Source organism: Desulfovibrio legallii, assembly GCF_004309735.1.
In the GTDB taxonomy this organism is placed as follows: Bacteria; Desulfobacterota; Desulfovibrionia; order Desulfovibrionales; family Desulfovibrionaceae; genus Desulfovibrio; species Desulfovibrio legallii.
The window spans coordinates 134,739-161,709 of record NZ_SIXC01000008.1 but is presented as its reverse complement, the minus strand read 5'-3'; the positions used below and the strand labels follow the sequence as shown (position 1 = coordinate 161,709).

The following is a 26,971-nucleotide window of genomic DNA, read 5'->3' as shown; positions in this document are numbered from 1 at the left end:
GCCATGGCGGTCAACGGGCTGATACACATATTCAACCTGGCTTTGGACTACATCGGCGAAGAAGCCCTGACTGATGCGGCGCAGGCCTCCCCCCTGGCGGAGCGGGTGCGCCGCGCGTGGCCTATGGTGCGCGATGAAGTGCTGCGGTCGCACGTGTGGAAGTGCGCATGTGCCCGCACGGCCCTCATACGAACGGGCTCCGTTCCGACGTTCGGCTTCGCATATTCCTACGCGCTGCCGCCGGATTTTTTGCGCCTGGTATCCACCTGCCCGGAAGGCGCGCGCTGCCGCGTGGAGGGACCCCATCTGCTGGCCGACGAGCCGCAAATGTCCATCGCCTATGTGCGGCGGCTGGAAGATCCCGCGTCCTACGACCCGGCGCTTGTGCAGTGCATGGCGCTGAAGCTGGCGGCAACCCTGGCCTTTGCGTCCAGCGCCTCAACAGCCCTTGTGCAGGGCCTTGAAGAGCGCTACGCGCTTAAGTTGCGTGACTCCCGGCATCTGGACGCCATGGACGCGGAGGATCCCGCACAGTGGGGCCGTTCGGAGTGGGCGGCGGCCAAAATGGGTTAGGAACCGGCGGCATCGCAACTGAAGAAAAAGGCTGAAAATGAGTACCGCGACCCCTGCTATTACCAGTTTTACCGGCGGCGAATGGAGCCCGCGCCTGTATGGGCGGGCGGATCTTGCCAAGTATGGGAGCGCCTGTTCCGAGCTTGTGAACATGTCGCTGATGCCGCACGGCCCCGCCGTACGGCGCATGGGAACATACTATGTGGCCCAGGCGGGGTCTCCCCGTTCCAGGCTGCTGCCCTTCGTCTTCAGTTCGACGCAGGCCTACGTTCTGGAGCTGTGCCCGGGCAAGATCCGGTTTTTCCGGGACGGCGGCTATCTGGCGGGCAAGGATATCAATACGCCGTGGTCGGTGGAGCAGCATATGGGCCTGTCTTTCTGCCAGGCTGCGGACGTCATGTATATGTTTTGCGCTTCCACGGCCCCCAGAAAGCTGATGCGCACGGGCGTGGACACGTTTGAACTGCAGGTCGTGCAATTTACGGCGCAACCTGCGGAATGGGGCGACGACACATGGCCAGGCTGCGGCACGTTTTTTCAGCAGCGACTGTGGCTGGGCGGCGTGCCCGGCAAACCCAACAAGCTATGGGCAAGCCGTACCGGCGATTTTCAGAACTTCAGCGGCCCCACGGCGCAGGAAGAAGACGATTCGGACACGCAGGACGCGTCCATGTCCTTCAGCCTGGTCAGCGAACAGGTCAACGACATTCTTTGGTTTGTCCCTGGCAAGCGGCTTATCGCAGGGACTGGCGGCGGAGAATGGCTCATCGGGGACGGAAACGGGAGCGTGACGCCGGAAAACATACAGGCCGTGCTGAACAGCAACTACGGCAGCACCTCGGTTACGCCGCTTTCTGTGGGAGCCTCCATCGTGGCCGTAAGCGCCGATTCCCGGCGGCTGTATAGCCTTACCTACGACTATGGGTCCGATTCGCACATCGTGGAAGACCTCAGCCTGCTGGCCGAGCATCTGACGCAGCCGGGCATCGTGTCCATAGCCAACTATCAGAACCCGGACGGCATCATCTGGTGCGTGATGCAGGACGGCACCATGGCCGGATGCACATGGCTCAAGCAACAGGAAGTGGTAGGCTGGCACCGGTTCGAGACAAAGGGCCTTGTCAGGTCCGTATGCTGCATCCCGGCGGATGGTTATACGGCCACCTGGTTGCTGGTGGAACGCAGAAACGGGCCGTGCATCGAAATGATGGCCGCGCCCTGGGACCGGGTGCAGGCCGTTGCATCCGTCAACAACGACTCCGGCCCTCCTCACGATTTCAGGGAATCAGGAACGTTCGCCGCCTCGGTAAACGGCACCTATGCCGTTGACATCGTAGGCGGCGGCGCGAGCGGCGCTATTTCCAACGAAGGATTTTCCGTCACAAGCTGGCGCGCCAGCCAGGATCCGGGCGTGGACGCCGTTGCAGACGCTCGCGGCGGCGATGGGGGGACTGGCGGCGGGGCCGGGGAACGCTTGCAGTTTTACGCGTATCTTGCGGCCGGAGTTCCCGTTCCTTTTACCGTAGGCGAAGGGGGAGCCGAACCCACCGGTCCGGGGGATGCCTTGGGCAACCCCGGGGGCGCGACCTCCATACTTGGGCGGAGCGTGGCCGGAGGCGTCGTCGGCGACGGATCGCCGGGAGCAGCCGGAGCAACCGGGCAGGGACAGTGCGCTGTCACCAGTGAATCCGTGTATCAGGGCCTTGCCGCTTCGAGCAATGCCTACGGCGGCGCAGGCGGCGTGGGCGATGCCGGGCCGGTGGACGGAACGGACGCGGGCGCGGGCGGGCGCGGTAAAAACGGGATCAGTATTATATGGCATCCTACCTCAAAGCCCCTGAGCGAGATTGCGGACGCAAGCGGGCTGAATTGGTGCCCCGAGGTCTGCCCCTACACGACGGAAGACGATACGGACGTTGCCGCGCTGCGCGGCAAAAACGGCATGGTGCGGTTTTCACTGGTAGAAGCATACCGGGATCCTCTCTCTTCGGAAAAAACGGTCTCCCTGACGGAGTCCGCCGTTCCGCCCATGTATGTGGACTGCGGCCTTTTCTACACGGGTGAGCCTGTACGGACGCTGCACGGGCTGGAACATCTGGAGGGGTATACGGTGGCCGTACTGGCCGACGGCGCGGAACATCCCCTGCTGGCGGTGAACAACGGCAGCATTACGCTGGACGCCCCCGCATCACATATCGTGGTCGGTCTGCCCTACCGCTGGATCGTAGCGCCCATGCGCATCGAAGGCATCAGCCCGCGCGGGGCCATGCAGGGCAAAAAGGCCCTGGTGAACGCGGTGATTGCCCGGTTCTACATGACTGGCGGCGTGTCCTACACGCGGGCGGGGGGCAACGGGAGCGCTTATACCATCAGCTTCCGCGACGGCCAGGACTTCATGGATTCGCCGCCCCCGTTGTTTACGGGCAGCGTGCGGCTGCCCCTGCCCGGCGGCTGGAACGAAGATACGCGCGTCAGGTTCTACGGAGACGGGGTATTGCCTGTAAGCCTGCTCATGATCATTCCCGAAGTCACAATCAACAATTAGAGCAAGTTCGCTTTGAACTTGCTCTGGCGGCTGCGGAAGTAGACGCCCGCCACGAAGGTGTAACGCAATATTCTAAGGAGGCGGTATGGCAAGCGCGGCATTACTGGCGGCAGGCATGGCCGTGAGCATGATTGGCGGCCTGGCGCAGGCCGGGTCCGCCAGTCAGGCGGCGGACGCCCAGGCCAGCGCCTACAAGGCGCAAGGTTCCGCGGCTCTGGCGCAGGCGCAGAACAAAGCGGCCCAGGAACGGGACAAGTACCGGCGGCTGGCCTCGCAGCAGCGCGCCGCCTATGGATCCAGCGGCGTGGACGTGAACAGCGGCAGCCCGCTTGACGTGCTGGCCGCCACGGACGCCGAGGGCGAAGTCAGCGCCATGCAGCTGCTGTACAGCGGGGAACTGGAAAACTGGAGCGCCCGGCAGCGGGCCGCTGCGGTGAAGAACCAGGCGCAGGGCTCCGCGACGGGAAGCATCCTTGGCGGCATGGGCGGGGCCCTCGGCATGGGCATTGCCAACGCCGGGGTCTTCAAAGGGCTGTTGGGCAGCGGGGCAAACACGGGTTTGGCATCGGCTGGCAAGAACCTCTTCAACACCTCCATTGCCGGAGCCTTGAAATAATCAGGACCGAACATGGTAAAGATTCCTGAAAGACCATACGCCTACCTGGCTACCAACCTGCCAGCGGCGGCATCGCCGGGCGCGGCCGCCGCATCCGCCGGGACGGAAGCGTGGCAAGCGTTGGGTCAGAGCATGCAGACAATAGTCCGCAGCGGGCTGGTCATGCAGCAGCAGCGCGATCATGATCTGCTGGTGGACGCGCAGAACCGCTATACAAACGCCATGACGGCCTTTTCCACGGAGGCGGAAACAAGCCGCACCGGCGAAAAGGCGCGGGGCTTCACGCGGGATTTTACCGGAAGGAGCGGCGAAACGCGGGACGAAACAGCCGCCTGGTTGCGGGAGAACGGCGGATCGGGCAACGCGTTGCGGGCTTTCACCGGATGGGCCGAAGGCCGGGCCGTACAGGGGCTTGCCGGTGCCTCCAGATTTGAGCATGGGCAGATGCTGGCGCACGGCAAGGATATGTTTGAACAGCGTATTCAGGGCATTACCGACGGACTGGAGCGCGACCCGGCGGCCTTTGGCGACGCCGCAGGCCAACTGGAAGAGGCATTTACCATGGGCGTGGGACAAGGCCTTTTTCGTCCCGAAGAAGCGAAGGCGCGCTTGCACGACGCGCGGGAAAAACTGTCGCTGACGGCCTTTGACAATATGTACGCCATGGACCGGGGACGGGCCATGGGCAGCATGGAAGCCCTGGGCCTCACGCCCGCGCAGCAGGCCAAGGCGAAAAAGCGGTATCAGGCCGATGTGCGCAGCGATGCCGCGCAGGCGCGGGCGGCCGCCAACGAGCGCAAGGCGGAACTGCTGTCCACCATTGAGGATGACGACTACACGGCAAAAATGACCGGAGATGTCTCCAGCCTCATGAAAACCGCATCCGAGCTGCGACGCCTGGGCGACGCCAAGCGGGCCGAAATTCTGGAGCGGCGCGCGAGCGTCTACGAAAACAACCAGGTCGCCATACGCGAAAGCAACGCGCAGACGCTGCCGGATCTGGCGGAGAGCATCAACGGACTGCATACGGAACTGCGGACGCTGCAAACCCAGGGAGCCGAGGCGGACGCGCGAAAGATGCGCCAGCTCGACGCGGAGATATCCACCCGAACGGATATTTACCAGCACCGTGCCGCTCTGTTCCTCAAAAATCCCATGGGGCAGGCCCTGCAGGGCGAAGCGCCGCAGCAAATCACGGAAGCCAACGTCACCAGGCTGATGGCGAAGCAGGAGGCCATGGGCGCAGGCGTGCCCGGCTTTGTGCCGCGCCCCATGACGGCGGAAAACGCGGCAGATGTGAACGCCCGCTGGACGCAGAGCACGGACGCGGCGGCAAAGGCCGGCATGCTGGAAACACTGCGGGCCCAATACGGCAGGCATCTGCCCGCCGTGCTGGAGCAGGCCAAGCTGCCCAGCGCCCTGCTGGCCGTGGCCCCCGTGCTGGATGCCCTCGCGCCCGCGCAGATTTCCCGCATGGTGCTGGCCGCCGAAGCGAAGGACAAGGATCTGCCCAGCCCGTCGAAGGATCAGAAGGACCAGCTCGCGAACAGCCCCGTGCTGCGCGTCCTGCGCCATACCGGTGATGTGATGTACCGCAGCGGCGCGCAGATGGCCTTTGCGACCAAAACCGCCAGGGCCTGGGAACACTACGCGGCCGCGGGCGGCGATCCGTCCGGGCTTGACGACGCATTCTGGACGCTGGAAGGCCCTGGCTACGCCATCGCGGCCCCCCGCAAAATTGTGACGAAAGATCAGGAAAGCGCGCTGGAGGCCGGACTTGACGCCGTGGTGCGCGACCACCTCTCCGCCATCAATACCGGCAAGACGCCGCAAGCCCGAACAAAGGCCCTCAGAGAACAAAGCCTGTGGCGCAACGGCACCTGGGTTTACGACGCTGACGGGTATTTTTTGTTTGTTGACGCGGCCACGGGGCAGGGAGTGGAACGCCTGCACCGGGACGAAATAGTGCGACGCGCCGGGGATCCCCGAGCCTATAACCTGATGGAGAGCGACTGATGCTGTTGCCAGGAGTACGCCGCGATTTTATGAGCACGCCGGACGCCGTGCTGCGGTTCCAGACCCCGGAGCCGACCTTTGGCCAGTATCTGGGCGAACATGTGGCGGAAGGTTTTGACCACACCACCGCCAGCGTGGTTCTGACCGAAAAACGCGTACAGGACGCGGAGCGCGCGGCCTACGGCGACTATGCGCCCGCACTGACGGAAGCCGCGACGGAGACGGGAGAATGGGCCGGAGCGCCCGTGCCGCAAAGGCTGCTGCCGCAGAAGGGCACGGCCCCGGCCTTCATCGGAAAAGAGGACTGGAACGAAAACAACCGGTACTACCGCAAGGGCATCGCCTGGCGCGAAAATTTTACCGAAGAACGCGCCCGCATCTACGCCGAAGATTTTGACGAGCGTCGGGCGCGGGACGTGACGCTGACCACGGGCGCGGAGCATTACGGCCTGGGCGGTCAGGCGGCGGGATTTTTTGCGGGCATGCTGGGCGGTTTGCCAGACCCGGTGAACCTGATCCCCTTCGGAGGCGGGCTGGCGGCCGCAGGCAAGACGGCCAACGCCGGGCTGCGCACGGCGCTGCTGGCCGGAGCGCGCGCCGGTGCCGTGGAAGGGGCGGCCGGAGCCCTGGCCACCGACGCTATCGTTTTCCCCTCCTTGAGCGCGCGCGGCGAAGATCTGGGATTCTCCGACCTGTCGCTGGACGCCGCCATGGGTGCGGCGCTGGGCGGGTTGCTGGGGGCTGCGGGGGCTGGACTGCACAGGTATCTGTCGGGGAGGCGGCGCGGCAACGTGCCCACCGATGGGCGTACTGCCCCGCCGCAAGCCAGTTTTGACGCCGTTCCCGACCGGTTTCTTTCCGAAGATTTCTCAACTTCTCTGAAAGAAAACCGTTCCGGCGATGCCGCGCGCGTCCCCGGCGGGGAGCTTGTCAGCCCGGCGGCATGGGTGCGCATGAATATCCACGGACGCGACCGGGCCGACCTGCTGCAGGCCTTTGAATGGGCCGTGCGGGATGTGGCCGCAGGCCGGGACGTGGACGTGGGGCCGCTGCTGCGGGGGGGCGCTGTGGAGGGACGGCTGCGCGTGGAAGCCCTGGCGCACGCTCTGGAGTTCGGGAGCTATACGGATGTGGACTTCGGCCCGCTGCGGCCGGACTACCGGGCAGCGCTCAACGCCATACGCACGGAGGAAGGCGTGCCGCTTATAGAAGGCGACAGCCTGATCATTCCGGCCCGCGTTGCCCGCAAGCTGTACGAAAAGCGCATATTGCAGGAAGGCATGAGCGCCGACCGACTGGCGGAACTGCTGCTGGCCGTATTTCACGGGGATGCGGATTTTGCCTCCGGGACGCGGTTTCCGCACATTCAGGCGCTGGTGCGCCTGCGCGGCGACATGGCCGACGTGGGCTTCATCAGCGTCAACCCCGCCACCGGCGAAACGGTGGTCAAGAGTCTGTACCCCGAAAAAAAAGACAGGCTCGGAAAGAGCCTGTCTTCAAAAAATGTCCAGGAGGGGCGCACAATCCCCCATACGGTCGACGGCGAGGCCTCGCCGCCTTTGGCAGCTGCACGACTTTCTGCTCTTCAGGACACAAAAATGATATACGACGCGGCCGCGCCCGTCAACTACTCCGTAGCCGCGCCGGAGACATACACCCCGACCCCGGCCGACATCGCGCGCCCCGCGGGCGAGAGTCCGGCGCAAGCCCTGCTGCGGGAACAGGGCATCGGCAAGGACGGCATGAGCATGGAAGAAAAGCTTCTCGCGGAGCGCGAACGCTCCGGAAACCTGCCCATACTGGAAGAAATGGCGGAGCTGGACGCGGCCCGCGATGCGGAGGCATCCGTGAAACGGATTGAGGAAAAGGGCTTGGAAATTCTGGAATGCGTTGTAAGGGCGGAGGGATAGACCATGGCGACAAAACAGGATTGCATCGCCGCCGCCATGAAGGGCGGACTGTCGAAAGCGGAGGCTGAAACCGCCGTCAGCGCCATGTTTGAGGACAAACGCCTGGCGCGCGCGGCCGTGGCGCGGGGCGCGGAAGTCAGCGAGGAAGCGGCGCTCGCCAAGGCCTGGGCCGTGCGCATGGACGATGCGGCGGCAGCCGCGGCCATTGCCCGCAAGCGCGCCGCCGTCAACGCCCTGCGGCGCGACGCGCTGGAATCCGGGCTGGCCCGCGTCAAGGAACAGGGCGGCACGGCCTACGATTTTCTGGAAGGGCTGATGGTGGGCAGCAACAAGCGCTTCGAGGGCGCGCGCAACAGCATCGCCAACAGCATCACGGCCTTGCGGCGCGACTTTCAGGGCGCACTGATCAACGACCTTGAGGCGCTGGAGACGCGCGGCGTTCCGGCCCGCAAACTGCTGCTGATGGACGAGGGCTTCGGCAAGGATGTGGTGCGCGAGGTCATTACGCCGGACAGCACGGGCGACGCTGACGCCCGTGCCGTGGCCGACCTGCTTTCGCGCCACATGGAAAAGGCCCGGCTGCGCATGAACGAGGCCGGAGCCAGCATCGGCAGGCTTGAGGGCTATATGCCGCAGAGTCATGATGCCTGGAAAATGACTTCGGGCGGCGCAAAGGCCGCGCCGCGCTGGATCGATTTTATCCGCGAGCGGCTGGACACGGAAAAAACGTTCGGTCTGGACGCCGCAGCCGCCGCCACGCCCGAAGGGCAAAGGAAAATACAGGATTTTTTGACAGCGACCCGGGACAATATTTTGATGGGCAAGGACCGCGTGACCGCCGCCGAAAAAGGCGAGCACACCGGCCCGGCCAGCCTGGCCGACCGCGTGGCGCGGCACCGCGTGCTGCACTTCAAGGACGCGGATGCCTACATGGAATATCAGGCGGCCTACGGGCGCGGCGGCGCGCTGACCGGCGTGGTGGACCATCTTTCCGCCGCGGCGCGCAGCACGGCGTTGATGGAACGCCTGGGCACCAACCCGGAAATGATGCTGCAAAGCCTTATGGCGCAGGAAACGCGCGAACTGCGCGCGGCAGAAGCTGGGGGAACGGCGGGCCGAAAGGAAATGAAGGCCCTGGCGCGCCTGAAGCAGGGCCTCGCCCAGGGGGCCGGCATCAACAACATCGGCAACTGGTGGGCCGTGCTTTCGGGGCAGGTATCCGTGCCAGTGAACGTGGGCGCTGCGCGGGCCTGCGCTGTGATTCGCGCCATCGAAAGCACGGGAAAACTGGGAGGGGCAACGCTTTCGGCCGTGGCAGACATCCCGACAAAAGCCGCCGGCATGCGCGTGCATGGCCTGAACTGGCCCGAAGCCATGGCGCGGAGCGTCGCGCAGTATTTTCAGGGCTACGGCGACAAGAATAAAAAAAACCTGTGCCGCGACATGGGCGTTATGCTGGACGACACCCTGGGCGAAATGCGCCTGCGCTGGAACGAAGCCGACGACCTGCCCGCCGTGGCGGCAAAGTGGCAGGACAGATTTTTTCGCTGGAGCGGCCTGAACTATATTACCGAGGTCGGTAAAGCAGGCTATGCCATGTGGTTTTCCGGCCACATGGGCGAGGCGACCGTAAAGCCTTGGGCCGAGGTGGACAAGACGCGCCGGGCAACACTGCAATTCCACGGCATAACGGAAACGAACTGGGATCTTGTGCGGCTGATGACGGAAAAGCACCCGGACGGCCGCACCCTGCTGGTGCCGCGCAAGGCTGACGACATCCCGGAAGCGACGCTGCGTGCGCACCTGACCGACGAAATAGCGGAGATACGCAAGGCGGCGGAAGGCGACGTTTCCGTTACCGAACCGGCGGAAGCCAGACTGCTTGACCGCAAGCGCAACGAGTTGCGGGGCCTGGTTATGGGCATGATTACGGACGAAACGACAAGCTCCGTACTTGAACCGGACGTAAAAACGCGCGCCCTCATGACGCAGGGCTCGCGGCCCGGGACTCTGCTGGGCGAATTTTTGCGCTTTGCATCCCAGTTCAAGAGTTTCCCCTTCGTGTACATGCAGCGAATCATGGGCGGCAAACGCTGGAAGCGGGCGGATCTTGCCGCCGAGGGACGCTATGATGTGGGCGGGGCCGTTGGCTTTGGCATCGCCATGATGACGTTCGGTTACCTCGCTTCCGTACTCAAGGATATGTCGCGCGGGCGCGGCCCCAAGGATCCGGCCCGCTTGGAAACATGGTTCGCGGCGGCCATGCAGAGCGGCGGGCTCGGTATACTGGGCGACTTTTTCTTTTCGGCGGCCAGCCGCACGGGCGGCAGCGTGGCCGGGGCGCTTGCCGGGCCCGCGCTGGGCGACCTGGAAAAGCCCGTCAACGCCGTGCGCTACGCGCTGCGCGGCAACTTTGGCGATGCCGGGGAAGAACTGCTGCGCATGGGCATGGACACCGCGCCCATGGTCAACCTGTGGTACACGCGTGAGGCGCTGAACTGGCTTGTTTTTTACCACCTGCGTGAAATGGTCAGCCCAGGGACGCTGGCCCGGAGCGAGCGCAGGCTGAAGAAGGAATACGGGCAGGACATGTACTTCAGGCCATCACTATATATAAGGAAGGGAGGCGGTTTCAGATGACCATCACCATGCGGACGACAAAAGTCGTATACCTGCCTGACGGCACGCAGACGCAATTTTCCGTTCCCTTTCCCGTGTTCGACGAAGGCGATGTGGAATGCCTGCAGGTGGACGGACTGACGGAAACGTTGCTGACGGCCTTCACCGTTTTCGATGACCACGTGACCTTCTCCACGCCCCCGACTGCGGGCAAGCCCCTGGTTGTCCGCAGGCGCACCGCCCGCGTGCAGGAAAGCGACTATCCGGTTGCCGGGCGCTTCCCTGCGGACGTGGTAGAACGGGACTTCGACCGTCTCACGGCCATGGTACAAGAGCTTGACGAGCAGATAGATCGTGCGGTGCTGGCACCGAGCGACGGTAGCATTGATCCCGGGGCGATGTTCGGTGTGTTGACTGCGGTTGTTGACGATGCCCAGGGATACGCCAACGCGGCCGCAGCCAGCGCCGGGGCGGCCGCCGGAAGCGCAGACAACGCCGGGGCGGAGGCGGCACAGGCCAGCGCCGACGCGGCACAGGCGGCCAACCACGCCGCCGATGCCAAATATTGGGCGCAGCGCGCCGAAGGCGTCAGCAACAACGGCCCGGCAAGCCCGGATCTTATTGGCGGCGTCAAGCCGGGCGCGGCCTTATCCGTGCAATCTGACGGCACCCTTGACCTCAACGCTGGCCCCGGCCTGACCATAGACCCCACCGCCAACAGCGTGGGCGTGGATGCCTCCGCGATTGCCTCCGGTACACTCTCTATCGACCATGGCGGCACAGGTGCGTCCACCCCGGCGGGCGCGCTGGAATCCCTCGGGTTGACCGCATGGCAAGCCGACATGGAGGGCAGCAACTCCCAGCGCCTGCGCAACGCCGTCCTGTCTGGCCGTACAAAAGACGGTTATCCGGCGTATCTGGTGGGGCATGAGTTTTTGGATATGCAGCATGAAAATGGCGTGTACAACACCAAGCGCGGCACCGTCAGCGCCAGCACGGAATATTCCACCGCCTATACGGCTACTAAGCCCCTGCGCAATCAGGTCGTCTACCAGTCGGAGGGCTGGTTGACAGCCAAAACCGTACCGTCCGGCTGGTGGCAGTATGATTTCGCTGACGGCGCGCACGTACTGTCCGGCATGTTTTTGTGTCCGCGTGATAACCAGCCGACATTCTACCCCAAAACATGGGCACTCCAAGGCTGGAACACTGCTATCGGCATGTGGGAAAACATCTATGCGGAGGCGGAAGACCGCCAACTGCGGGGAGCCTCAAACAACCTGATGCAGTATGGTCGCATGTACTGGTTTGCTGACAACATCAAGGCATATGACAGAATCCGGCTTAACATCACCGCCAATTGGGGGGGCACGTATCTATCATTGGGTGTTATCCGCTTTTACGAGGCGGTGCTGCCCGGTATGCACAAGTATGACGTGGCCCTGTATGCCAGTGAGGCACAGCCGTTTGCGGCCACAATCGCTTGCGGTCTATCCCCCGTCAGTAATCGCACCGTGGACAAGGCCGTCTGGCTGACAACCCCTGTAGTGTTTGACGGCACAATGCTGACCGAACTGACCCGCAACTATATGTATCTTGTGCCTGCCACGGCGGAGGGCAGCCTCCCCGCAAATCTGGATTGCACCAAGGCTGTGCCCCTGCCAGGGCAGGCGGCGTACTTGTATACGGATACCCGCAAACTGCACTATGGCACTGTCCATGATATTTCGGCGGAGTGCCTTGGCCTGCTGCAATCACGCTACACGGTGGCCGGTGCGGCCAAGGCGGAATCCAACATGGGGTCCATGGACTACCCCGTGAATAATGCTAACGTGCAGATAAGCCTTACGGAGCAACCTCGTGGGGCAATCAGCAGCTACTATTTTCCGGGGTCGCCATCCGGCTGGATAAGCCCCGGAGCGTCACTCCTGACTACATTCCCCGCCAAAAATGCTCATCCGTACAGCAACGAGATGACTGTAGAGGTTGACTTCAAATGGACTGGCCCGGCGGATACAACGGCAGATGGGAATTACTGCATATTTGACAATGGCGAATATACGAACCGTGGCTGGCGCTTGGTCTACAGAAATCGCCGGAAATGTCTGACGCTGCACTTGGGGACTTCCAAAACAAACGCCCCTGTGTATCATGTACCATTTAATGCTAATGATGATAATTGGCACACAGTATCCGTATCTATGCACAACGAATGTGTATATATTCATGTTGATGGGGTATGCCTTGGAGCTTACAACAATGTCCCCATTGGCAACCCCAATTATCGCTATTGGATGTTAGGCAGGATAATTGCATCCAATGATTGGCCTTGGTATGGCTACCTCAACAACTTCAGGCTTACCCTTGGAACGGCATTGTATAAGGCTGCTGATTACACCGTGACCCCGACCTTCTACAAAACATATATCCCCCACAAAACATTGTGGTATGACGCCGCTGCCGGAGTGGTCAAAGAGTGGCAGGCAGACACGCGGACATGGCTGGATACGCCCATGTTGCCGATTGGGCATGTGGATACGGACCGGCGCGAACATCTGCTTACGGACCAGCCCCTTGGCACCTATCTCAATAATCACACCAAGTATGTAGACCCGGCGGGCTACCTGACAGACAGCTCACACAATACAAACCGCACCCCGGCCAGCCTGTTCAATTTCGGGGACTCTGGCGTTAACGCCTATGTGTCTGGTAATGATGCTACGGTGGCACACTATGCGCAATGGCGACTGGACAAACCCATGACATTTGACCGCATGCAACTGCTTGGGCCGAGTGCGGGCTTCTCCTGGACCTCCTATCCCTGCAAATTCTCACTGTCCGGTAGCGTTGATGGCGCAACATGGACAACCCTGATAGACCGCACGGCATTTGTTGATGATGGTGGATTCCTCTCCGACAGCGAGTTCACAGTACCAAATGTCTATGATGCGGTTTCCTACAAGACATTCACCTATGACAACCCTACGGCATATCAGTATTACAGGCTTGATTTCCCTGCAAAGGCTGATGTGACATGGTATAAGGACTATGGATACACCTGCACTCGGGCAATTCTGTCTATGCGTGGCAGCAAGCCACAGGTGCTTAGTGTATCCAGCTATTGTATAGGCAGCGTGTTCAGCATTGGCCCCATATTTGCGGCAGTGAACAACGAGATTGAGATTCCGCTTCCATTCGCCAACGTGGCATTTGATGCAGGTGGATTCGTCGATGAAGAAAATGACTATCAGGTTAAGAGGCGGTTTATTGGTCAGTCTTCAAACTATTACTCCGAAGGCAATGTGTGGTGCGGCGAAACTATCTACCAAAGCCCGGAGTCCGTTATTATACAGACGGCCAACAGTTTTTTGTCGATACATACCGCACGACATAATACCACGTCCATCAGCAATACATCCATTAACGCCAACATCTACATCGTCGCCAAAAAACGCTACTAGGAGTCCGATATGCAGATTGTAACTTGGCTTGCCGCCAACGGCAGTACCTACCAGAGCAGCAGACCCCGTACAGCGGCGGACATAGCAATTGCTGACCGTCCAGACGATATGTCCACAGGTGCATACAACCGGGATACCGGGGAGTGGGAGCGCACTTACGACACCACCACCACAGACACGGACCTGACCATTGGCGAGGCGGAGCGGCTGTATGTGTGGGCAAATGCGCAGACGGACGGCAACGGGAGTGTGGCGGACATCATCCTCAAGGTGCTGGGGGTGTAACGGCATGGTTCTCAAGTTCCGTGACAGTAATTCTCACCTTTTCTGCCTCTTCACACCAACACTCGCACAACACGCAAGCCAGGTAGTGACATATCTACCTCAAGTGCCGGGCTTGAGCGATCCCATTGCTGAGTAGGGCGTTTAGTCTCCCTGGTCAGAAATAGGTTAGAAAAACAGAAAAAGCCCTTACGGCTCGTCTCCGTAAGGGCTTGTATTATCTGGTTGCGGGGGCAGGATTTGAACCTACGACCTTCGGGTTATGAGCCCGACGAGCTACCGAGCTGCTCCACCCCGCGCCATGTCGCAACCTTTCTCGTTGCGAGAAAAGATATGTAGCCCTTACCCCAGAGGCTGTCAAGCGATATTTGTTTTTTTGCGATTTTTTTTAGGCGATGACCGTAGCGGCAATGTCAGACGCCGCCCATGCGCAAGGCAGCGTCGCCGGGCTGGGCGTATCCGATGGGTAAGGGCCGCCAACAAAGTCGGCCTTCCCTGAGCGGGGCCGAAGAAGTCCGTGCAGGAGCGCCAGACCCGCACGCCGCGCGGAGCACGTCGCAGGGAAAAAAAACCCCCCCCCCCCCCCCCCCCCCCCAAAAAAAAACAACGCCGGCGTCAAGGCAAGCTTTTTGCTTTTGTAGATGTCGACCCCCAGGCGGGGCAACGGCGTCGAGGCAAAATATCTGCCCCCTATAAAATGCTGGGCATTCCCCCAAGGAGCAATGGCGTAACGGCACAGGCAAGGAGCTCAGGGCAGGGGTTGTGGGGGTCAGCACAGGGCAACCGCATAACGGCGCAGGGCAACGCCAAGGGGCAGGGCGGCGGGACAAGGCGGGCCTGTCCGCGCATTGTGCCCGGTCCGCGCATCTGCTATGCTCCAAGCCACCGCGCAAGGCGTCGCGCCGGGGCGTGTCCCGGCTGCGCCCGACCAACGCGGGCCACGGAGAACGAAGGCATGGGGCAGGACGTATTTGATCTTCTGGTGGTGCTCACCCTGGTGGTCTTTGCCGGGCGGGGTTTTTTTCAGGGTTTTGTGGCCGAAGTGGCGGGTCTGGTGGCGCTTTTGGGCGGTTTTTGGGCCGCGCACCACTACCACGCCCTGCTGGCCCCTCGCCTCACGGCCATAGCCGATCCCTCCTGGCGGGGCATCGCGGCCTACGTGCTGATTTTTCTGGCCGTGCTCATTGCCGTGGCTCTGGTGGCGCGCATCCTGCAAAAAATCCTTTCCTTTTCCTTTGTGGCCTGGGCGGATAAGCTGGCGGGCGGGGCCGTGGGCCTGGCCAAGGGCACCCTGCTCTGCGCTCTGGCGCTTTTGCTGTTGCAAAAATTTTTTGCCCAGGCGGCGTTTATGCAACATTCCCGGACGTTGCCGTATTTCAACGCGCTCATCGCCCAGGTGCGCGGCTGGCTGCCGCCAGACCTGCTGGCCCGCCTGGGCCTCTAACCCCTGCCGTAAGGATTGCTCATGGAACCTACCGCTCTTGAAGCGCTGCAAGCCGTTATCGAYCGCCTTACCGCCGCGGACGGCTGCCCCTGGGACAAGGAACAGACCCCCCAAAGCCTGGCCGATTACATCATCGAAGAAAGTCACGAGCTGGTCAGCGCCATCCGCTCCGGCAATGTGGCGGACATTCGCGAAGAGCTGGGCGACGTGGCCTTTCTGCTACTGTTCGTGGCCCGGTTATACGAACGCCAGGGCCAGTTCAGCCTGGACGACGCCCTGAACACCAACCGGGCCAAAATGGTACGCCGCCACCCGCACGTTTTCGGCGACGTCACCTTTGACAGCCGCGATGCCCAGCTGGCCGCCTGGGAGCAGATCAAGCGCGCCGAGCACCAGGACGCCGAAGGAAAGCCGCAGGGGCTTTTTGCCAGCCTGCCCGCCAGCCTGCCGCCGCTGATCAAGGCCTACCGCATCAATTCCAAAGCGGCGCGCGTGGGCTTTACCTGGCAGGACGACGAAGAGGTGGAGCAGCAGGTGGAAGCCGAATGGCTGGAATGGCTGGACGCCTCTGCCAACGGCGATCAAGAGGCGCAGAAGCACGAACTGGGCGACCTGCTCTTCAGCATCACAGAGCTGGGCCGACGCAAGGGCATCAAGGCCAGCGAGGCGCTAGACCTGGCCACCCTGCGCTTTTTACGCCGCTTTGCCGCCATGGAGGCCATGGCCGCGGCCAAGGGGCAGGACTTTACCGCCCTGAGCCTGGACGACAAGGACGAATTATGGAACGCGGCCAAGGCGCAGGAGGCAGTGGCCGCGCCCCAGGCGGACGCGGCATCGGCCGACCGGACGCCCCCGCAGCCCCTACGTGAAGTGGGGGCAGTGGCCCCTGAATCGGAAACGGACCAGAACTGAGATGAACAGGGCCGCGCGCACCGCACGCCGCGTATTCCGCCCCGCAGGCGCTGCCGTCCAGACCTACCCAGCGTGCGGGCAGGGCTGCAACCTGGTCCGCAACCTGAGCTGGGGACTACCACCAAGGGGTCGGCGCAGGTCCATTGTCAGAATATGCACCGCCGAACGGATTGCGGCAGTCTTGCGGGCGGGCGTCCGCGCTTTTGCGCCAACGGTTGCGGCCCACGGGCCCGCCCGTCGTCGGCCGCCTGCGTATCTGGCCGTGCGGACGCTGTCCCTTCTGCTGTTGCTGCCGCTCCTTTGGGGGCTTACGGCCTGCGCGCCGCACCGTCCGGCCGCAGGCAGGGGCACTGCGCCCGTGGCCCAAAGCGGCTTGCCGCGCGTGGACCCAGGCTACCTGCAGTGGCTGGAACGGCAGTCTTTTTTGGGGTCCGTACCGGCGCTGACGGGCCAGGTTTCCGGCACGGACCGGGTCTGGCGCAACAGCGCCACGGCCCGTCGGCTGCCCTTGCTGCTCACGGCCGCGCCCAACTGGCTGGACGTGAACCCCTTTACTCTGTACGCCGGGCAACCCCTGCTGCGGGCCCTGGCCCTGCAGGACGTACCCCGTTTCATGGTCCAGGCCGGGCTGGACGGACTTTTTCTTGCCCCCAGCGGCGAACGGGGCGACATCTGGACCGATGGCGCGCCCATTGCGCCGGACCGTTACGCCCTGCCGGGCGAAAACACCACCAGCCTGCAGTTTGACCCTGTCCTGGGTGCGGACGAAGATTTTGCCCGGCTTGCCGGGCAGCTGGATGCCCTGCATGTGCAGCTGGGCGGCGAGTTGCCCCCGGCGGCTACAGGCCTGGGACCGGATTTCATCCTTCAGGCGCGGCACGCTTCGCGTTTTGACGGGCTCTATGCCATGATCGCCGTACCGCGCAAGGATTGGGACGTTTTGCCCGTCACGGGCGGCGAATGGGATTGCCTGCCCTTGCGGCCGCAGGCCGTACAGACCCTGCAGCAGCGCGGCGTGCTGCCCGACGTTTTGGGCAGGGACGGACTGGGCTGGACCACGCCCGGCGGCTGGGCCGTCACCGGCGAGGTGCGCGGCGCGGATGGTCAGCCCCGGCGCTGGGCCTACCGTTACCACGGCCATGTCCTGCGGCCGGTGTTGCTCTGGCAGGATCCTTCAGGCCAGGCCAGGCGCGTCTTTTCCGCCGCCGTCATCCGGCATACGGGCCTGCAGGGTCAGGCCCTGGCAGGCCTGCGGCTGGAGGCCCTCATGGGGCTGGACGTGGGCCCTGTGGAAAAGAATGCAGCCCCTGACGCTCCGGCGCCGCAGGGCACGTCCGCCGCAGCGGGCATGGCCCCGGCGGAAGCCCCGACATCTGGCTCTCCGGCCCTGAGTCCCGGCCCGGAGGCCCTGGACGCGCTCTCGCGAGAAATCCACCGCTACGGCGGCTGGGCCATGCTGGACGACGCGCTGCCAGCCGCCCTGACGTCCCGTCTGCAGGGCACGGCTGTGGACGTGACCCGCGACGCCGCCACTACGGCGGGCGCGGCCTGCGCCCTGCTCACTGGCGACGCCGCCCCCCTGGCCGCCCTGCTGCGCGAGGCGCTGCATGCCGGGGTGGACTGCAGCCGCCAGGCCCGCGGCCTGCACGAGGCCCTGCGGGTGGACCTGCGTGCCCTGCCCGACAGCCCCCAATTCACGGCCTGGAAGCGGCTGGCGCGGCAAAAGGTCGGCGCAGCGGCGGAGGCCCCGTATCTGGACGCCAGCCTGGCTGGTCTGGCAACGCGGGCATTGGGCCGACCGCCGTCGGCCGACGCGGCGGCGCAGAAGCAAGTGCCGCTTTCCGGTGCTGGTCATTCCGCTACAGCCCGGACTGTTCCGGCCCGTTCTGAGGCAGCGGTTTCCGGCAAGGATGGCAGCGCCACGGGCCAGGCGGACGCCGCTCTGGCCCGCGCCGCGCTGCTGCTGCTTTCCTGGCGGGCAGGGCTGCCCGGTCTGACCTTTGTGAGCCCGCAGGATCTGACGGGCGCGCTGGTTTTTCCCGGCAGCCGAGCTCTGACGGGTGACGCGGCCCGGACCGCGCCTTTGTGGGAAGAGCGCGCGACCGTGAGGCCCGGCCTGCCCCTGGCTTTCGGCCCGCTGCCCCATCAATGGGCCGAAGCAGGCAGCTTTGCCCGGCAGGCGGCTCGCCTGCTTACGGCGCGTCGGGCGGCAGGTTTGGCCGCCGGTAAGGCGCTGGCCGTCATAAGCGGCCCGCCCGGCTGCCTGGCCGTGCTGAGCGCCCTGCCCAGCGGGGGTTACTGGCTTTTGACCGCCAATTTTTCCGATCACGGACAGCGCTTTGTCTGCACGCTGCCCGCCGCCGCTTCCGGCACAGCCCAGGACCTGGACGGCCGGTCCGTCGTCCGGCAGGGACGCGCCCTGGAGGTGGATCTTGACGCCCGCGAAGCCCGGCATATCCTGGTGGGCGTAACGTACAAGACGCAAGGAGCCACGCCATGACCCAGAACAGCGCCCCTGAATCTCCTGTCCGCGCGGCGGCGGGCGACGCTCCCGACGCCGGGACGCCCGCACAGGCGGCCGCCGGAGCGCCGACGATCAACGGCGAAACAGCCGCCACGCCCTCGGCGGCCGCGCCGCTCACTTCCACCACGGATTCCGGCGACGCCTGGGCAGCCTTCAAAAGCACTGCGCCGGGCGACGCTGCAAGACCCACCGCAGCAACGCCGGGCGTTTCCGCGCCTGCCGCATCCGAAAAGGACGCGCCTGAAGCAGACCCGCCCAAGGGGGACGGAGCCGCTACAGACAGCGCCGCAATACCCCTTGCCGGTCCGGCTGCACCTGCGCCCGACGTATCCGCGCCCGCACACGGCGCTTCCACAGCTGCTGCGGCCGGAACGGCCGGTGCTGCGCCGACGGCAGAACCTGCGGACGCGGACGCCGCAACAGAGGCCGCGGCAGGCCAGGACGCGCCCCTGACGCTTACGCCGCCCTCCGGCAATGCCGCCGAGAAACAGGGGCCAGCCCAGGGCCAGGCCAAATCCACGGCTGACGGTTCAGCCGCCGCGCCTGCGGACGGGTTGTTCAATGCTCTGAGCCGGCTGGGGCCCCTTGCGCCGTTGCTGTTGCTGCTGGCCCTGGCCTGGCCCGCCCTGCTGGGCAACGGCCTGTACTGTTCGCGCGAAACCGCCGCCATTCTTGCCTTTCAAGGCGGGCTGCAACAGAATCTCTGGCTGGCCGCCGGGGCGGGGTCGGGTCTCTGGCCGGGCTATTTCTGGTATCTGGGTGGGCTGCACGCCCTGATGGAAAGCGCCGCGCCGCAGTGGCTGGCCGTGTTCTTCCCCGTGGCGGCGCTGCTGGGCGCACTGCTGCCCCTCCTGGCCGTGTGGGTTCTGGCCCGCGCGGCGGGTCTGGACCGGCGGGAAGCCCTGGCCAGCTGCCTGCTGCTGCTGGCCGCGCCCATCTTTGTACCCGCCGCCTATTTTGTGGGGCCGGAAAGTCTGGCCGCCGCCCTGACCCTCTTTTCTCTGGCCTGCCTCTGCGGCGGCTGGCAACGCCCTCAGGCCTGGCTGCGCCTGCCCCTGGGCTTTGTGCTGGCAGCGCTGGCCGGGCTTACAGGCGGGCTCTTCCACGTCCTGCTGCCCCTGCTGACCAGCTTCGCTTTTCTGCCCTGGCGCAGCGGCGGTTTTGCCCGCGCCCGCAGGCTGGACGGGGTTGTGGGCTTTGCCCTGCTGCTGCTGACCCTGACCCTCTGGCTGGGGGCGCTTATGCTGGGCGGCCAGCCCGAAGGCTACCTCTCCGGCCTGGGCGGGCAGTTGTGGCTGCGGCCTGACCCCGCCCGCTGGTGGCTGCCCTGGCTGCTGGCCGGTCTGGGCCTGCTGCCCTGGCTGGGCGTGCTGCTCTGCGTTTCCTGGACGCGCGTGCTGCGCACGGCCGCACGGGACGCGGCGGCCTCCCGGCGGGAGCGGGCGGGTGTGGCCTTCCTCTGGATAGCCTGCCTCCTGGCAGCCCTGCTGGGTCTGGCGATGCCCCACCCGGCGGCGGCCGCCTTTTGCCTGGCCTGCCTGGCCGCGCCCTTGCTGGGCAAGGCCATGCTGCGCCTCTCGTCCACGGGCGGGCAGATCTTCCGCTGGCTGGCGGCCGTGCTGCTGCTGCTGGCCGGTCTGACCCTGGCGGCCCTGAGCTTCAGCTTCAGCCTCAACTGGCTGGCCGGCCTGCTGCCCTTCACGCTTGCGCCGGAACTGGCCGCCGCCCTTACCGGGCTTACGGCCCTGCCCATTCTTGGCGGCCTCTGCCTGCTGGCGGCTGTGCTGCTGGCCCGGCCCGTTCGCGCGGGCATGGGCAACACCCTGTTGCTGGGGGCCTGCCTGGCCGTGGTCCTGACGCTGGGCGCAGCTTTGCTGCTGGGCCCCCGGCTGGACGCCCTGCCCCAGGCCGAACTCAAAACCCTGGACGCCCTGACCGCGCCGCCCCCGGCCCTGCCGGTCCCTGCCGCGCCGGGAGCCACGACGCCGGGAACGGCTGCACCGGAGACGTCCGCGCCTTCGGCCCCTGCCGCACCAGAAGCCTCCACGCCGACGCCCGCGCCGGAAACAGCCGCGCCCGAAATGTCTGCCCCCTCCGCTCCCGCAGGGGCCGCCTCCGGCGTCGCGCCCGAAGCGACAGCGCCCCCTGCAATCAAATCGCCGGAAACGCCCATGCCGCAGACCCCGGCGATCCCGGCGGATCCGGCTCCCGCAGCCCCGCCGTCGCCCTCGGAAAATCCGGCCCCCGATCCGGCCCCGGCGCTACCGGCCACAAGTCTGTAGGCCGCCGGCCGCCCGCGTCGCTTTACAGGGCCGGGCGGCCGGAGTACAAGCGGGACGACGCCAAGGAGCGTTGCCCTGCGCCACAAGGCGCGCGGCATATCATTGCCGGAGCACGCACCTGCGCTCCCGCCAACATGCAACTACAGGACGCAATTTTTATGAGCGCGTATTCCCAACTACAGGCTAACCTGACGGCGCAGCCCTCGCGCTGGCTGATCACGGGCGTGGCCGGCTTTATCGGCTCCAACCTGCTGGAACACCTGCTGCGCATGGGCCAGACCGTGGTGGGTCTGGACAACTTTCTCACCGGCTACCAGAAAAATCTGGATATGGTGCGCGACCTGGTGGGGCCGGAAGCCTGGAGTCGCTTCACCTTTGTGGAAGGCGACATCCGTGATCTGGATACCTGCCGCCAGGTCTGCCAAGGCGTCAACCATGTGCTGCACGAGGCCGCCTTGGGTTCCGTGCCCCGCTCCATCGACGACCCGCTGCTTTCCAACAGCTGCAACATCACGGGCTTTCTGCACATGCTGGTAGCCGCCCGCGACGAAGGCGTGGAAAGTTTTGTCTACGCCGCCTCCTCCTCCACCTATGGCGATTCTCCAGAGCTGCCCAAGGTCGAGGACAAAATCGGCCATCCCCTCTCGCCCTACGCCGTCACCAAATATGTGGACGAGCTCTACGCCGACGTTTTCCAGCGCTGCTACGGCTTTTCCAGCGTGGGCCTGCGCTACTTCAACGTCTTCGGCCAACGCCAGGATCCCTACGGCGCTTATGCCGCCGTCATCCCTCAATGGTTTGCCAGCTGCCTCAAAGGCGAAACCGTCTATGTCAACGGCGACGGCGAAACCAGCCGCGATTTCTGCTACATTGACAATGTGGTGCAGGCCAACCTGCTGGCCAGCTGCGCCGGCGGGGCTGCCAGAAACAAGATCTACAACGTGGCCTTCGGCCAGCGCACCACCCTCAACGAACTCTTCGCCCTCATCCGCGAAGAAGTGGCCCGCCACAAACCCCAGGCCGCCACGGCCCAACCGGTGCACCGCGACTTCCGCGCCGGCGATGTGCGCCACTCCCTGGCCGACATCACCCGCGCCAAAACCCTGCTGGGCTATGACCCCCAGTATGACGTGCGCCAGGGCCTGCGCCTGGCCGGTGACTGGTACGCCGCCAATTTGTAAGGGATGCTTTTTGCGGGGAGAGGGGGACTGTGAGCGTTGCTGTCTTCGCTCGGAACGGCCTTCGTTATAACGGGCGAAGCCGACCAAAGCCCCCCCACACCCTTCAAAAAACGTTTCTCTCCATACGCGCCGCACAGGGCGTACCCTGACCGAAAAAGCAGGAAACCACCCGTCCATCGGGTGGTTTCCTGCTTTTTCGGTCGTTGCCCGTCTGCGCCCGCAGAACCCGTACTTACTTTTCAGTCGTCAACGCGGCGCAATCTTTCTCAGGTCTGTTTGCCTCTCCGGCAGGATACGCCTTGCGCGTCCCCTGAGAAAAGGAAGTTTTCCCTCCACACACAACTACCCCTATTTCCCCCTGCTGTTATTATAGAAGTTGATCAGGCAGCCGTCGAGGATGATCTGACGCTCGTCGGCGGTGAGTTCGCGCAGGGTCAGGGCGATCTGTTCGCATTTGGCGCCGTCGGGGGCGTCGGGGCGCAGCACATAGGCCAGAATGCCGGGGCTGGCGTTTTGCACGGCGTCACGGATATGGGGCACGGCCAGCCAGTCGCCCACGCGCAGGGTCTGTGCCAGGTCCGGGCTGACGATAAAGGGCAGCATACCCCAGTTGATGAGGTTGGAGCGGTAGCGCTTGGTGGCGTATTCCGCAGCCAGATTGGCCCAGCCGCCCAGTACCTTCTGGCAGGAGGCGGCCTGTTCGCGGGCTGAGCCGTCGCCGGGCTTGAGGGCAAAAATGGTGGAACCCAGACCCACGTTTTTGAGGTCCGCGCCGCTGGGCAGCAGGTCTTGTCCGCAAAGGGCAAAGAGCGCGCGCGCCGTGGCCAGCAGATGGGGGTCATCGGGGTGCTCCTGACGACGTTTTTCCATTTGCTGCACGGCCTTGGCCCTTTCCACATAGCCGGGATCCTTGCGTGAGAGGGTGTATTCCGCCAGTTTGGACGGATTGGAGCGCAAGGAAGAGGTCTCGCCAGAGGGGATAAGTTCGTCCGTGGTGGTCACGGGGTCGGTGATGACGCTGGCCACCTGGAGCAGCAAGTGTTGGGGCAGAGGGCTCATGCGGGGCCAGTCCGCGATATTGGGGCCGAAAACCAGGGGCGTTTCGGGCTGGGCGTGGCCAAAGCCGTTGAAGACGCGGCGGTGGTAGATAAGCGGCTCAAAGCGGTAGTGCAGGTCCACCTGGGACAGCTCCGGAGCGGACCAGTCCAGATCCGTGGCCGGGGTCAGGCGGCCGCCGTTGGCGGCGGTGGCGGCAATGGAGCGGGCGTCCATGAGAGCCACGGCGGAGAGCTGGCCGTTGGCGGGTTTGGAGCCTTCGCGGTTGGGGAAGTTGCGGGTGGCGTGACGGATAGAAAGCGCGCCGTGGGCCGGGGTGTCGCCCGCGCCGAAACAGGGGCCGCAGAAGGCATTTTTGAGCAACACTCCGGCGGCCATGAGTTTGGCGTAGGAGCCGTTGTTGACCAGGGCCAGACTTTGCGGTTCGCTGGCCGGGTAGACGGAGAGGCTGAAGGCCGCGTTGCCCGTACTTTGGCCGTTGAGCACAGCGGCGGCCAGAGAGATATTTTCAAAGCTGCCGCCGGCGCAGCCCGCAATAACGCCCTGGTCCACCCACACGCCTTTGTCGTGGATCTTGGCGCAGAGGTTCAGCCCCTTGGCCACGTCGCCGAACTGGCGCACGGCTTCGGCCTCCACTGCGGCGAAAATGTCCTTGGGGTGTTTGACCACCTCGGCCACGGGCCAGGCGTTGCTGGGGTGAAAGGGCAGGGCGATCATGGGCGTCACGCGGCTCAGGTCCACACGGATGCAGGCCTCGTAACAGGCCGGGCCTTCCAGCTGCAGGGGGGCGTAGTCCGCTTCGCGGCCGTGCAGACGCATGTAGTCGCGCACCTTGTCGTCTGTGGTCCAGATGGAGGAAAGACAGGTGGTTTCCGTGGTCATGACGTCCACGCCGCAACGGTATTCCACCGAGAGGCCAGCCACGCCGGGACCCATGAATTCCAGCACCTTGTTTTTCACAAAGCCGGACTTGAACACGGCCTCCACCAGGGCCAGGGCCACGTCCTGCGGGCCCACGCCGGGGCGGGGCGCGCCTTCCAGCCACACGGCCACCACCTGAGGGCGGGGCAGGTCGTAGGTCTTGCCCAGCAGTTGTTTGACCAGCTCCGGCCCGCCTTCGCCCACGCCCATGACGCCCAGGGCGCCGTAGCGGGTGTGGCTGTCCGAACCGAGAATCATGCCACCGCATTGAGTCATCATTTCGCGCACATACTGGTGGATGACCGCCAGATTGGGGGGCACAAAGATGCCGCCGTACTTGCGCGCGGCCGCCAGGCCGAAGAGGTGGTCATCTTCGTTGATGGTGCCGCCCACGGCACAGAGGCTGTTGTGGCAGTTGGTGAGGGCGTAAGGCAGGGGAAATTCCTTAAGGCCGCTGGCCCGTGCGGTCTGGATAATGCCCACATAGGTGATGTCGTGGGAGGCCAGAGCGTCGAAGCGGATGCGCAGCACGTTTTCGCCTTGCGGGGCCGTGTTATGCGCGGCCAGAATGCGCGCGGCCAGGGTGTTCTGCCGGGCGGCGTCAAGATCCACGCCTTTGGCGCGGGCTTCTTCGGCGCTTTGCAGGGCTGCGCCGTCAATGACCACGGGGTTGCTCACAAGCTCAATCATGGAAAAGACCTTTTAGCGTTTGGCGGTCGCTGGCGCGACGCGGGTTAGCGGGACTGCGCCGCGGCCAGTTTGCAGCCGAAGGCGATAAAAACAAAGCCGGTACAGCGTTGCAGCCAAAGCTGAAAACGGCTGTTCTCAAACACGCGCCGGACGCGGCCCAGCATGTAGGCCAGGGGCACATACCAAAGCAGACACAGGCCGGACAAAATGCCGCCCAGCAACAAAAACTGCGGGGCCAGGGAGGCGTGCGGATCCATAAACTGGGGGAGAAAGGTCAGAAAGATGAGTACAGCCTTGGGGTTGAGGGCGTTGGTCAAAAAACCCTGACGAAAAAAGTGCAGTCGTTGCCGGGCCGAAAGGCGCGGGGCCGGGGCTGCGGCGTCCGTCTGCGGCGCGACGCGGACCACGGCCGCGCGCGTGGCAGGGCCGCAGCGCAGGGCCTGGAGGCCTATCCAGATGAGGTAGGCCGCGCCCACATACTTGAGAATGCCGAACCAAAGGACGGATTGGGCAATAAGGGCAGAAATGCCCAGCATGGCCGCCGTGGTGTGCAGGCAGATGCCCACGGCCACGCCGCAGGCGGCGGCCTGCCCCTGGGGGCGGCCGTCACAAAGGGATATTTTGGCAATGAGGGCAAAGTCCGGGCCAGGCAGCACCACCAACAGGGCGGCCAAGGGCACGAACAACAGCAGGGTTTCCAGGGGTATCATGGCAGCCCCATACGGAGCGCGAACCCAGACCGGCCCGCGCTCCGGCAAAAGCGTGCGGTTACAGGAGACCGCCGACGATCTCGCCAAACTCCCGGCAGCCCACCACGCGCGCGCCGGGCACCTGGTCGGCCAGATCCGGGGTCACGGCTTTGGCGGCAATGGCCTTACCCACGGCCGTGCGGATGCGCTCAGCCGCGGCGGGCACGCCGATGTGCTCCAGCATGAGCGCGCCGCAGAGCAAAATGCTGCCGGGGTTGGCCTTGTCCTGCCCGGCGATGGTGGGCGCCGTGCCGTGGGTGGCTTCAAAGAAGGCCAGGGTGTCGGACATGTTCACGCCGGGGGCCAGGCCCAGCCCGCCCACCTGGGCGGCCAGGGCGTCCGAAAGATAGTCGCCGTTGAGGTTGGGGGTGGCCAACACGTGGTACTGTTCGGGGCGGAGCAGCGCTTCCTGAAACATGGCGTCGGCAATGCGGTCCTTGACCACCAGGCGTCCGGGCAGGGGTTCCTTTTCCGTGCAGGTGCGGTCGCCGAATTCCTGGGCGGCCACATCGTAGCCCCACTGGCGGAAGGCCCCTTCAGTAAACTTCATGATATTGCCCTTGTGCACCAGAGTAAGGCTGGGCAAACCGCGCTCCAGAGCAAAACGCAGGGCGCGGCGCACCAGGCGTTTGGAGCCCTCTTCGGTCATGGGTTTGATGCCCACGGCCGCGGTTTCGGGCACTTTGTTCACGCCCAGCTCTTCGCGCATAAAGGTGATGAGCCTGCGGGCCTCAGGCGTGCGGGCGGCAAATTCCACCCCCGCGTAGACGTCTTCCGTATTCTCGCGGAAGATGACCATGTTGACGCGCTCAGGATGTTTGACCGGGGTTTCCAGCCCGGCCAGGTGCGTCACGGGGCGGATGCAGGCATAGAGATCCAGGCCCTGGCGCAGGGCCACGTTGAGGCTGCGGATGCCCGTGCCCACGGGGGTGCCCAAGGGGCCCTTCATGGCCACGGCGGCGGTGCGCAGGGTCTGCAGGGTTTCTTCGGGCAGGGGGCTGCCCGTGGCTTTGACGGCTTTTTCGCCGGCCGACAGTTCCACCCAGTTCAGGGTGTGGTCCGGGGCTGCGGCAGCCAGCGCCGCGTCAATGACCGGGCGGGCGGCCCGCCAGATTTCCGGGCCGATGCCGTCGCCTTCAATCCAGTAAACAGTGGTGCGCATGGTGGTAGCGATCCTTGGTTGTGTGCGG

Annotated in this window: 16 protein-coding genes and 1 tRNA gene; 13 read left to right on the top strand and 4 right to left on the bottom strand. The window is 64.5% G+C overall.

Going from position 1 to position 26,971, the window contains the following annotated elements; all coding sequences use genetic code 11:
* Nucleotides 1–3 precede the first annotated feature (3 nt).
* From EB812_RS08010 to EB812_RS07975, 8 genes are all read left to right on the top strand, one after another.
* On the top strand, nt 4–573 hold the full coding sequence (locus tag EB812_RS08010) for a phage connector family protein (protein ID WP_130958024.1): 570 nt from the start codon (nt 4–6) through the stop codon (nt 571–573).
* 37 nt (nt 574–610) lie between these two features.
* Nucleotides 611–3,118 carry a phage tail protein gene (locus EB812_RS08005; protein WP_130958023.1) on the top strand — a complete coding sequence of 836 codons (2,508 nt, stop codon included), beginning with the start codon at nt 611–613 and terminating at the stop codon, nt 3,116–3,118.
* 85 nt (nt 3,119–3,203) lie between these two features.
* Nucleotides 3,204–3,734 carry a hypothetical protein gene (locus EB812_RS08000; protein WP_130958022.1) on the top strand — a complete coding sequence of 177 codons (531 nt, stop codon included), beginning with the start codon at nt 3,204–3,206 and terminating at the stop codon, nt 3,732–3,734.
* A gap of 132 nt (nt 3,735–3,866) precedes the next feature.
* Nucleotides 3,867–5,750 carry a hypothetical protein gene (locus EB812_RS07995; RefSeq protein ID WP_130958021.1) on the top strand — a complete coding sequence of 628 codons (1,884 nt, stop codon included), beginning with the start codon at nt 3,867–3,869 and terminating at the stop codon, nt 5,748–5,750.
* Complete coding sequence (locus EB812_RS07990; protein ID WP_130958020.1) at nt 5,750–7,660, top strand: hypothetical protein; 1,911 nt, start codon at nt 5,750–5,752, stop codon at nt 7,658–7,660. Before EB812_RS07995 ends, EB812_RS07990 begins: the two co-directional genes overlap by 1 nt.
* Before the next feature lie 3 nt (nt 7,661–7,663).
* On the top strand, nt 7,664–10,300 hold the full coding sequence (locus EB812_RS07985) for a hypothetical protein (protein WP_130958019.1): 2,637 nt from the start codon (nt 7,664–7,666) through the stop codon (nt 10,298–10,300).
* On the top strand, nt 10,297–13,740 hold the full coding sequence (locus EB812_RS07980; protein ID WP_130958018.1) for a discoidin domain-containing protein: 3,444 nt from the start codon (nt 10,297–10,299) through the stop codon (nt 13,738–13,740). The genes EB812_RS07985 and EB812_RS07980 overlap by 4 nt, the downstream gene beginning before the upstream one ends.
* 9 nt (nt 13,741–13,749) lie before the next feature.
* On the top strand, nt 13,750–14,025 hold the full coding sequence (locus EB812_RS07975; RefSeq protein WP_130958017.1) for a ribonuclease R: 276 nt from the start codon (nt 13,750–13,752) through the stop codon (nt 14,023–14,025).
* Nucleotides 14,026–14,244: 219 nt separating this feature from the next.
* On the opposite strand, the gene EB812_RS07970 is transcribed toward EB812_RS07975, so the two are convergent.
* Nucleotides 14,245–14,321: transfer RNA gene (locus tag EB812_RS07970), tRNA-Met, on the bottom strand.
* 656 nt (nt 14,322–14,977) lie between these two features.
* Here EB812_RS07970 and EB812_RS07965 point away from each other — a divergent pair.
* From EB812_RS07965 to EB812_RS07945, 5 genes are all read left to right on the top strand, one after another.
* Nucleotides 14,978–15,466, top strand: coding sequence for a CvpA family protein (locus EB812_RS07965; protein ID WP_118229915.1), 489 nt, complete (start codon nt 14,978–14,980; stop codon nt 15,464–15,466).
* Between the two features lie 21 nt (nt 15,467–15,487).
* Nucleotides 15,488–16,378, top strand: coding sequence for a nucleoside triphosphate pyrophosphohydrolase (mazG, locus tag EB812_RS07960; RefSeq protein WP_118229916.1), 891 nt, complete (start codon nt 15,488–15,490; stop codon nt 16,376–16,378).
* 262 nt (nt 16,379–16,640) lie between these two features.
* The gene (locus tag EB812_RS07955; RefSeq protein ID WP_130958016.1) at nt 16,641–18,878 is read left to right on the top strand and encodes a hypothetical protein; all 2,238 of its coding nucleotides are present in this window, start codon (nt 16,641–16,643) and stop codon (nt 18,876–18,878) included.
* The gene (locus EB812_RS11920; protein WP_130958015.1) at nt 18,875–21,184 is read left to right on the top strand and encodes a hypothetical protein; all 2,310 of its coding nucleotides are present in this window, start codon (nt 18,875–18,877) and stop codon (nt 21,182–21,184) included. Before EB812_RS07955 ends, EB812_RS11920 begins: the two co-directional genes overlap by 4 nt.
* Before the next feature lie 158 nt (nt 21,185–21,342).
* Nucleotides 21,343–22,365: an NAD-dependent epimerase/dehydratase family protein gene (locus tag EB812_RS07945; protein WP_118229919.1), complete on the top strand. Its 1,023-nt coding sequence runs from the start codon at nt 21,343–21,345 to the stop codon at nt 22,363–22,365.
* Between the two features lie 348 nt (nt 22,366–22,713).
* Here EB812_RS07945 and EB812_RS07940 read toward each other — a convergent pair whose 3' ends face one another.
* Genes EB812_RS07940 through icd form a run of 3 tightly spaced genes read right to left on the bottom strand, consistent with a single transcriptional unit; the run spans nt 22,714 to nt 26,943 of the window.
* Nucleotides 22,714–25,032, bottom strand: coding sequence for a hydratase (locus EB812_RS07940; protein WP_118229920.1), 2,319 nt, complete (start codon nt 25,030–25,032; stop codon nt 22,714–22,716).
* A gap of 44 nt (nt 25,033–25,076) precedes the next feature.
* Nucleotides 25,077–25,742 (bottom strand): LysE family translocator, encoded by a 666-nt coding sequence (locus EB812_RS07935; protein ID WP_118229921.1) that lies wholly within the window; start codon nt 25,740–25,742, stop codon nt 25,077–25,079.
* 58 nt (nt 25,743–25,800) lie between these two features.
* Complete coding sequence (icd, locus tag EB812_RS07930; protein WP_118229922.1) at nt 25,801–26,943, bottom strand: NADP-dependent isocitrate dehydrogenase; 1,143 nt, start codon at nt 26,941–26,943, stop codon at nt 25,801–25,803.
* Between the last annotated feature and the right edge of the window lie 28 nt (nt 26,944–26,971).

Excerpts from the sequence above, each read along its gene's own strand:
- EB812_RS08010 (WP_130958024.1), top strand. The coding sequence starts at position 4 with ATGGCGGTCAACGGGCTGATACACATATTCAACCTGGCTTTGGACTAC.
- EB812_RS08005 (WP_130958023.1), top strand. The coding sequence starts at position 611 with ATGAGTACCGCGACCCCTGCTATTACCAGTTTTACCGGCGGCGAATGG.
- EB812_RS08000 (WP_130958022.1), top strand. The coding sequence starts at position 3,204 with ATGGCAAGCGCGGCATTACTGGCGGCAGGCATGGCCGTGAGCATGATT.
- EB812_RS07995 (WP_130958021.1), top strand. The coding sequence starts at position 3,867 with ATGCAGACAATAGTCCGCAGCGGGCTGGTCATGCAGCAGCAGCGCGAT.
- EB812_RS07990 (WP_130958020.1), top strand. The coding sequence starts at position 5,750 with ATGCTGTTGCCAGGAGTACGCCGCGATTTTATGAGCACGCCGGACGCC.
- EB812_RS07985 (WP_130958019.1), top strand. The coding sequence starts at position 7,664 with ATGGCGACAAAACAGGATTGCATCGCCGCCGCCATGAAGGGCGGACTG.
- EB812_RS07980 (WP_130958018.1), top strand. The coding sequence starts at position 10,297 with ATGACCATCACCATGCGGACGACAAAAGTCGTATACCTGCCTGACGGC.
- EB812_RS07975 (WP_130958017.1), top strand. The coding sequence starts at position 13,750 with ATGCAGATTGTAACTTGGCTTGCCGCCAACGGCAGTACCTACCAGAGC.
- EB812_RS07965 (WP_118229915.1), top strand. The coding sequence starts at position 14,978 with ATGGGGCAGGACGTATTTGATCTTCTGGTGGTGCTCACCCTGGTGGTC.
- EB812_RS11920 (WP_130958015.1), top strand. The coding sequence starts at position 18,875 with ATGACCCAGAACAGCGCCCCTGAATCTCCTGTCCGCGCGGCGGCGGGC.
- EB812_RS07945 (WP_118229919.1), top strand. The coding sequence starts at position 21,343 with ATGAGCGCGTATTCCCAACTACAGGCTAACCTGACGGCGCAGCCCTCG.
- EB812_RS07940 (WP_118229920.1), bottom strand. The coding sequence starts at position 25,032 with ATGATTGAGCTTGTGAGCAACCCCGTGGTCATTGACGGCGCAGCCCTG.
- EB812_RS07935 (WP_118229921.1), bottom strand. The coding sequence starts at position 25,742 with ATGATACCCCTGGAAACCCTGCTGTTGTTCGTGCCCTTGGCCGCCCTG.
- icd (WP_118229922.1), bottom strand. The coding sequence starts at position 26,943 with ATGCGCACCACTGTTTACTGGATTGAAGGCGACGGCATCGGCCCGGAA.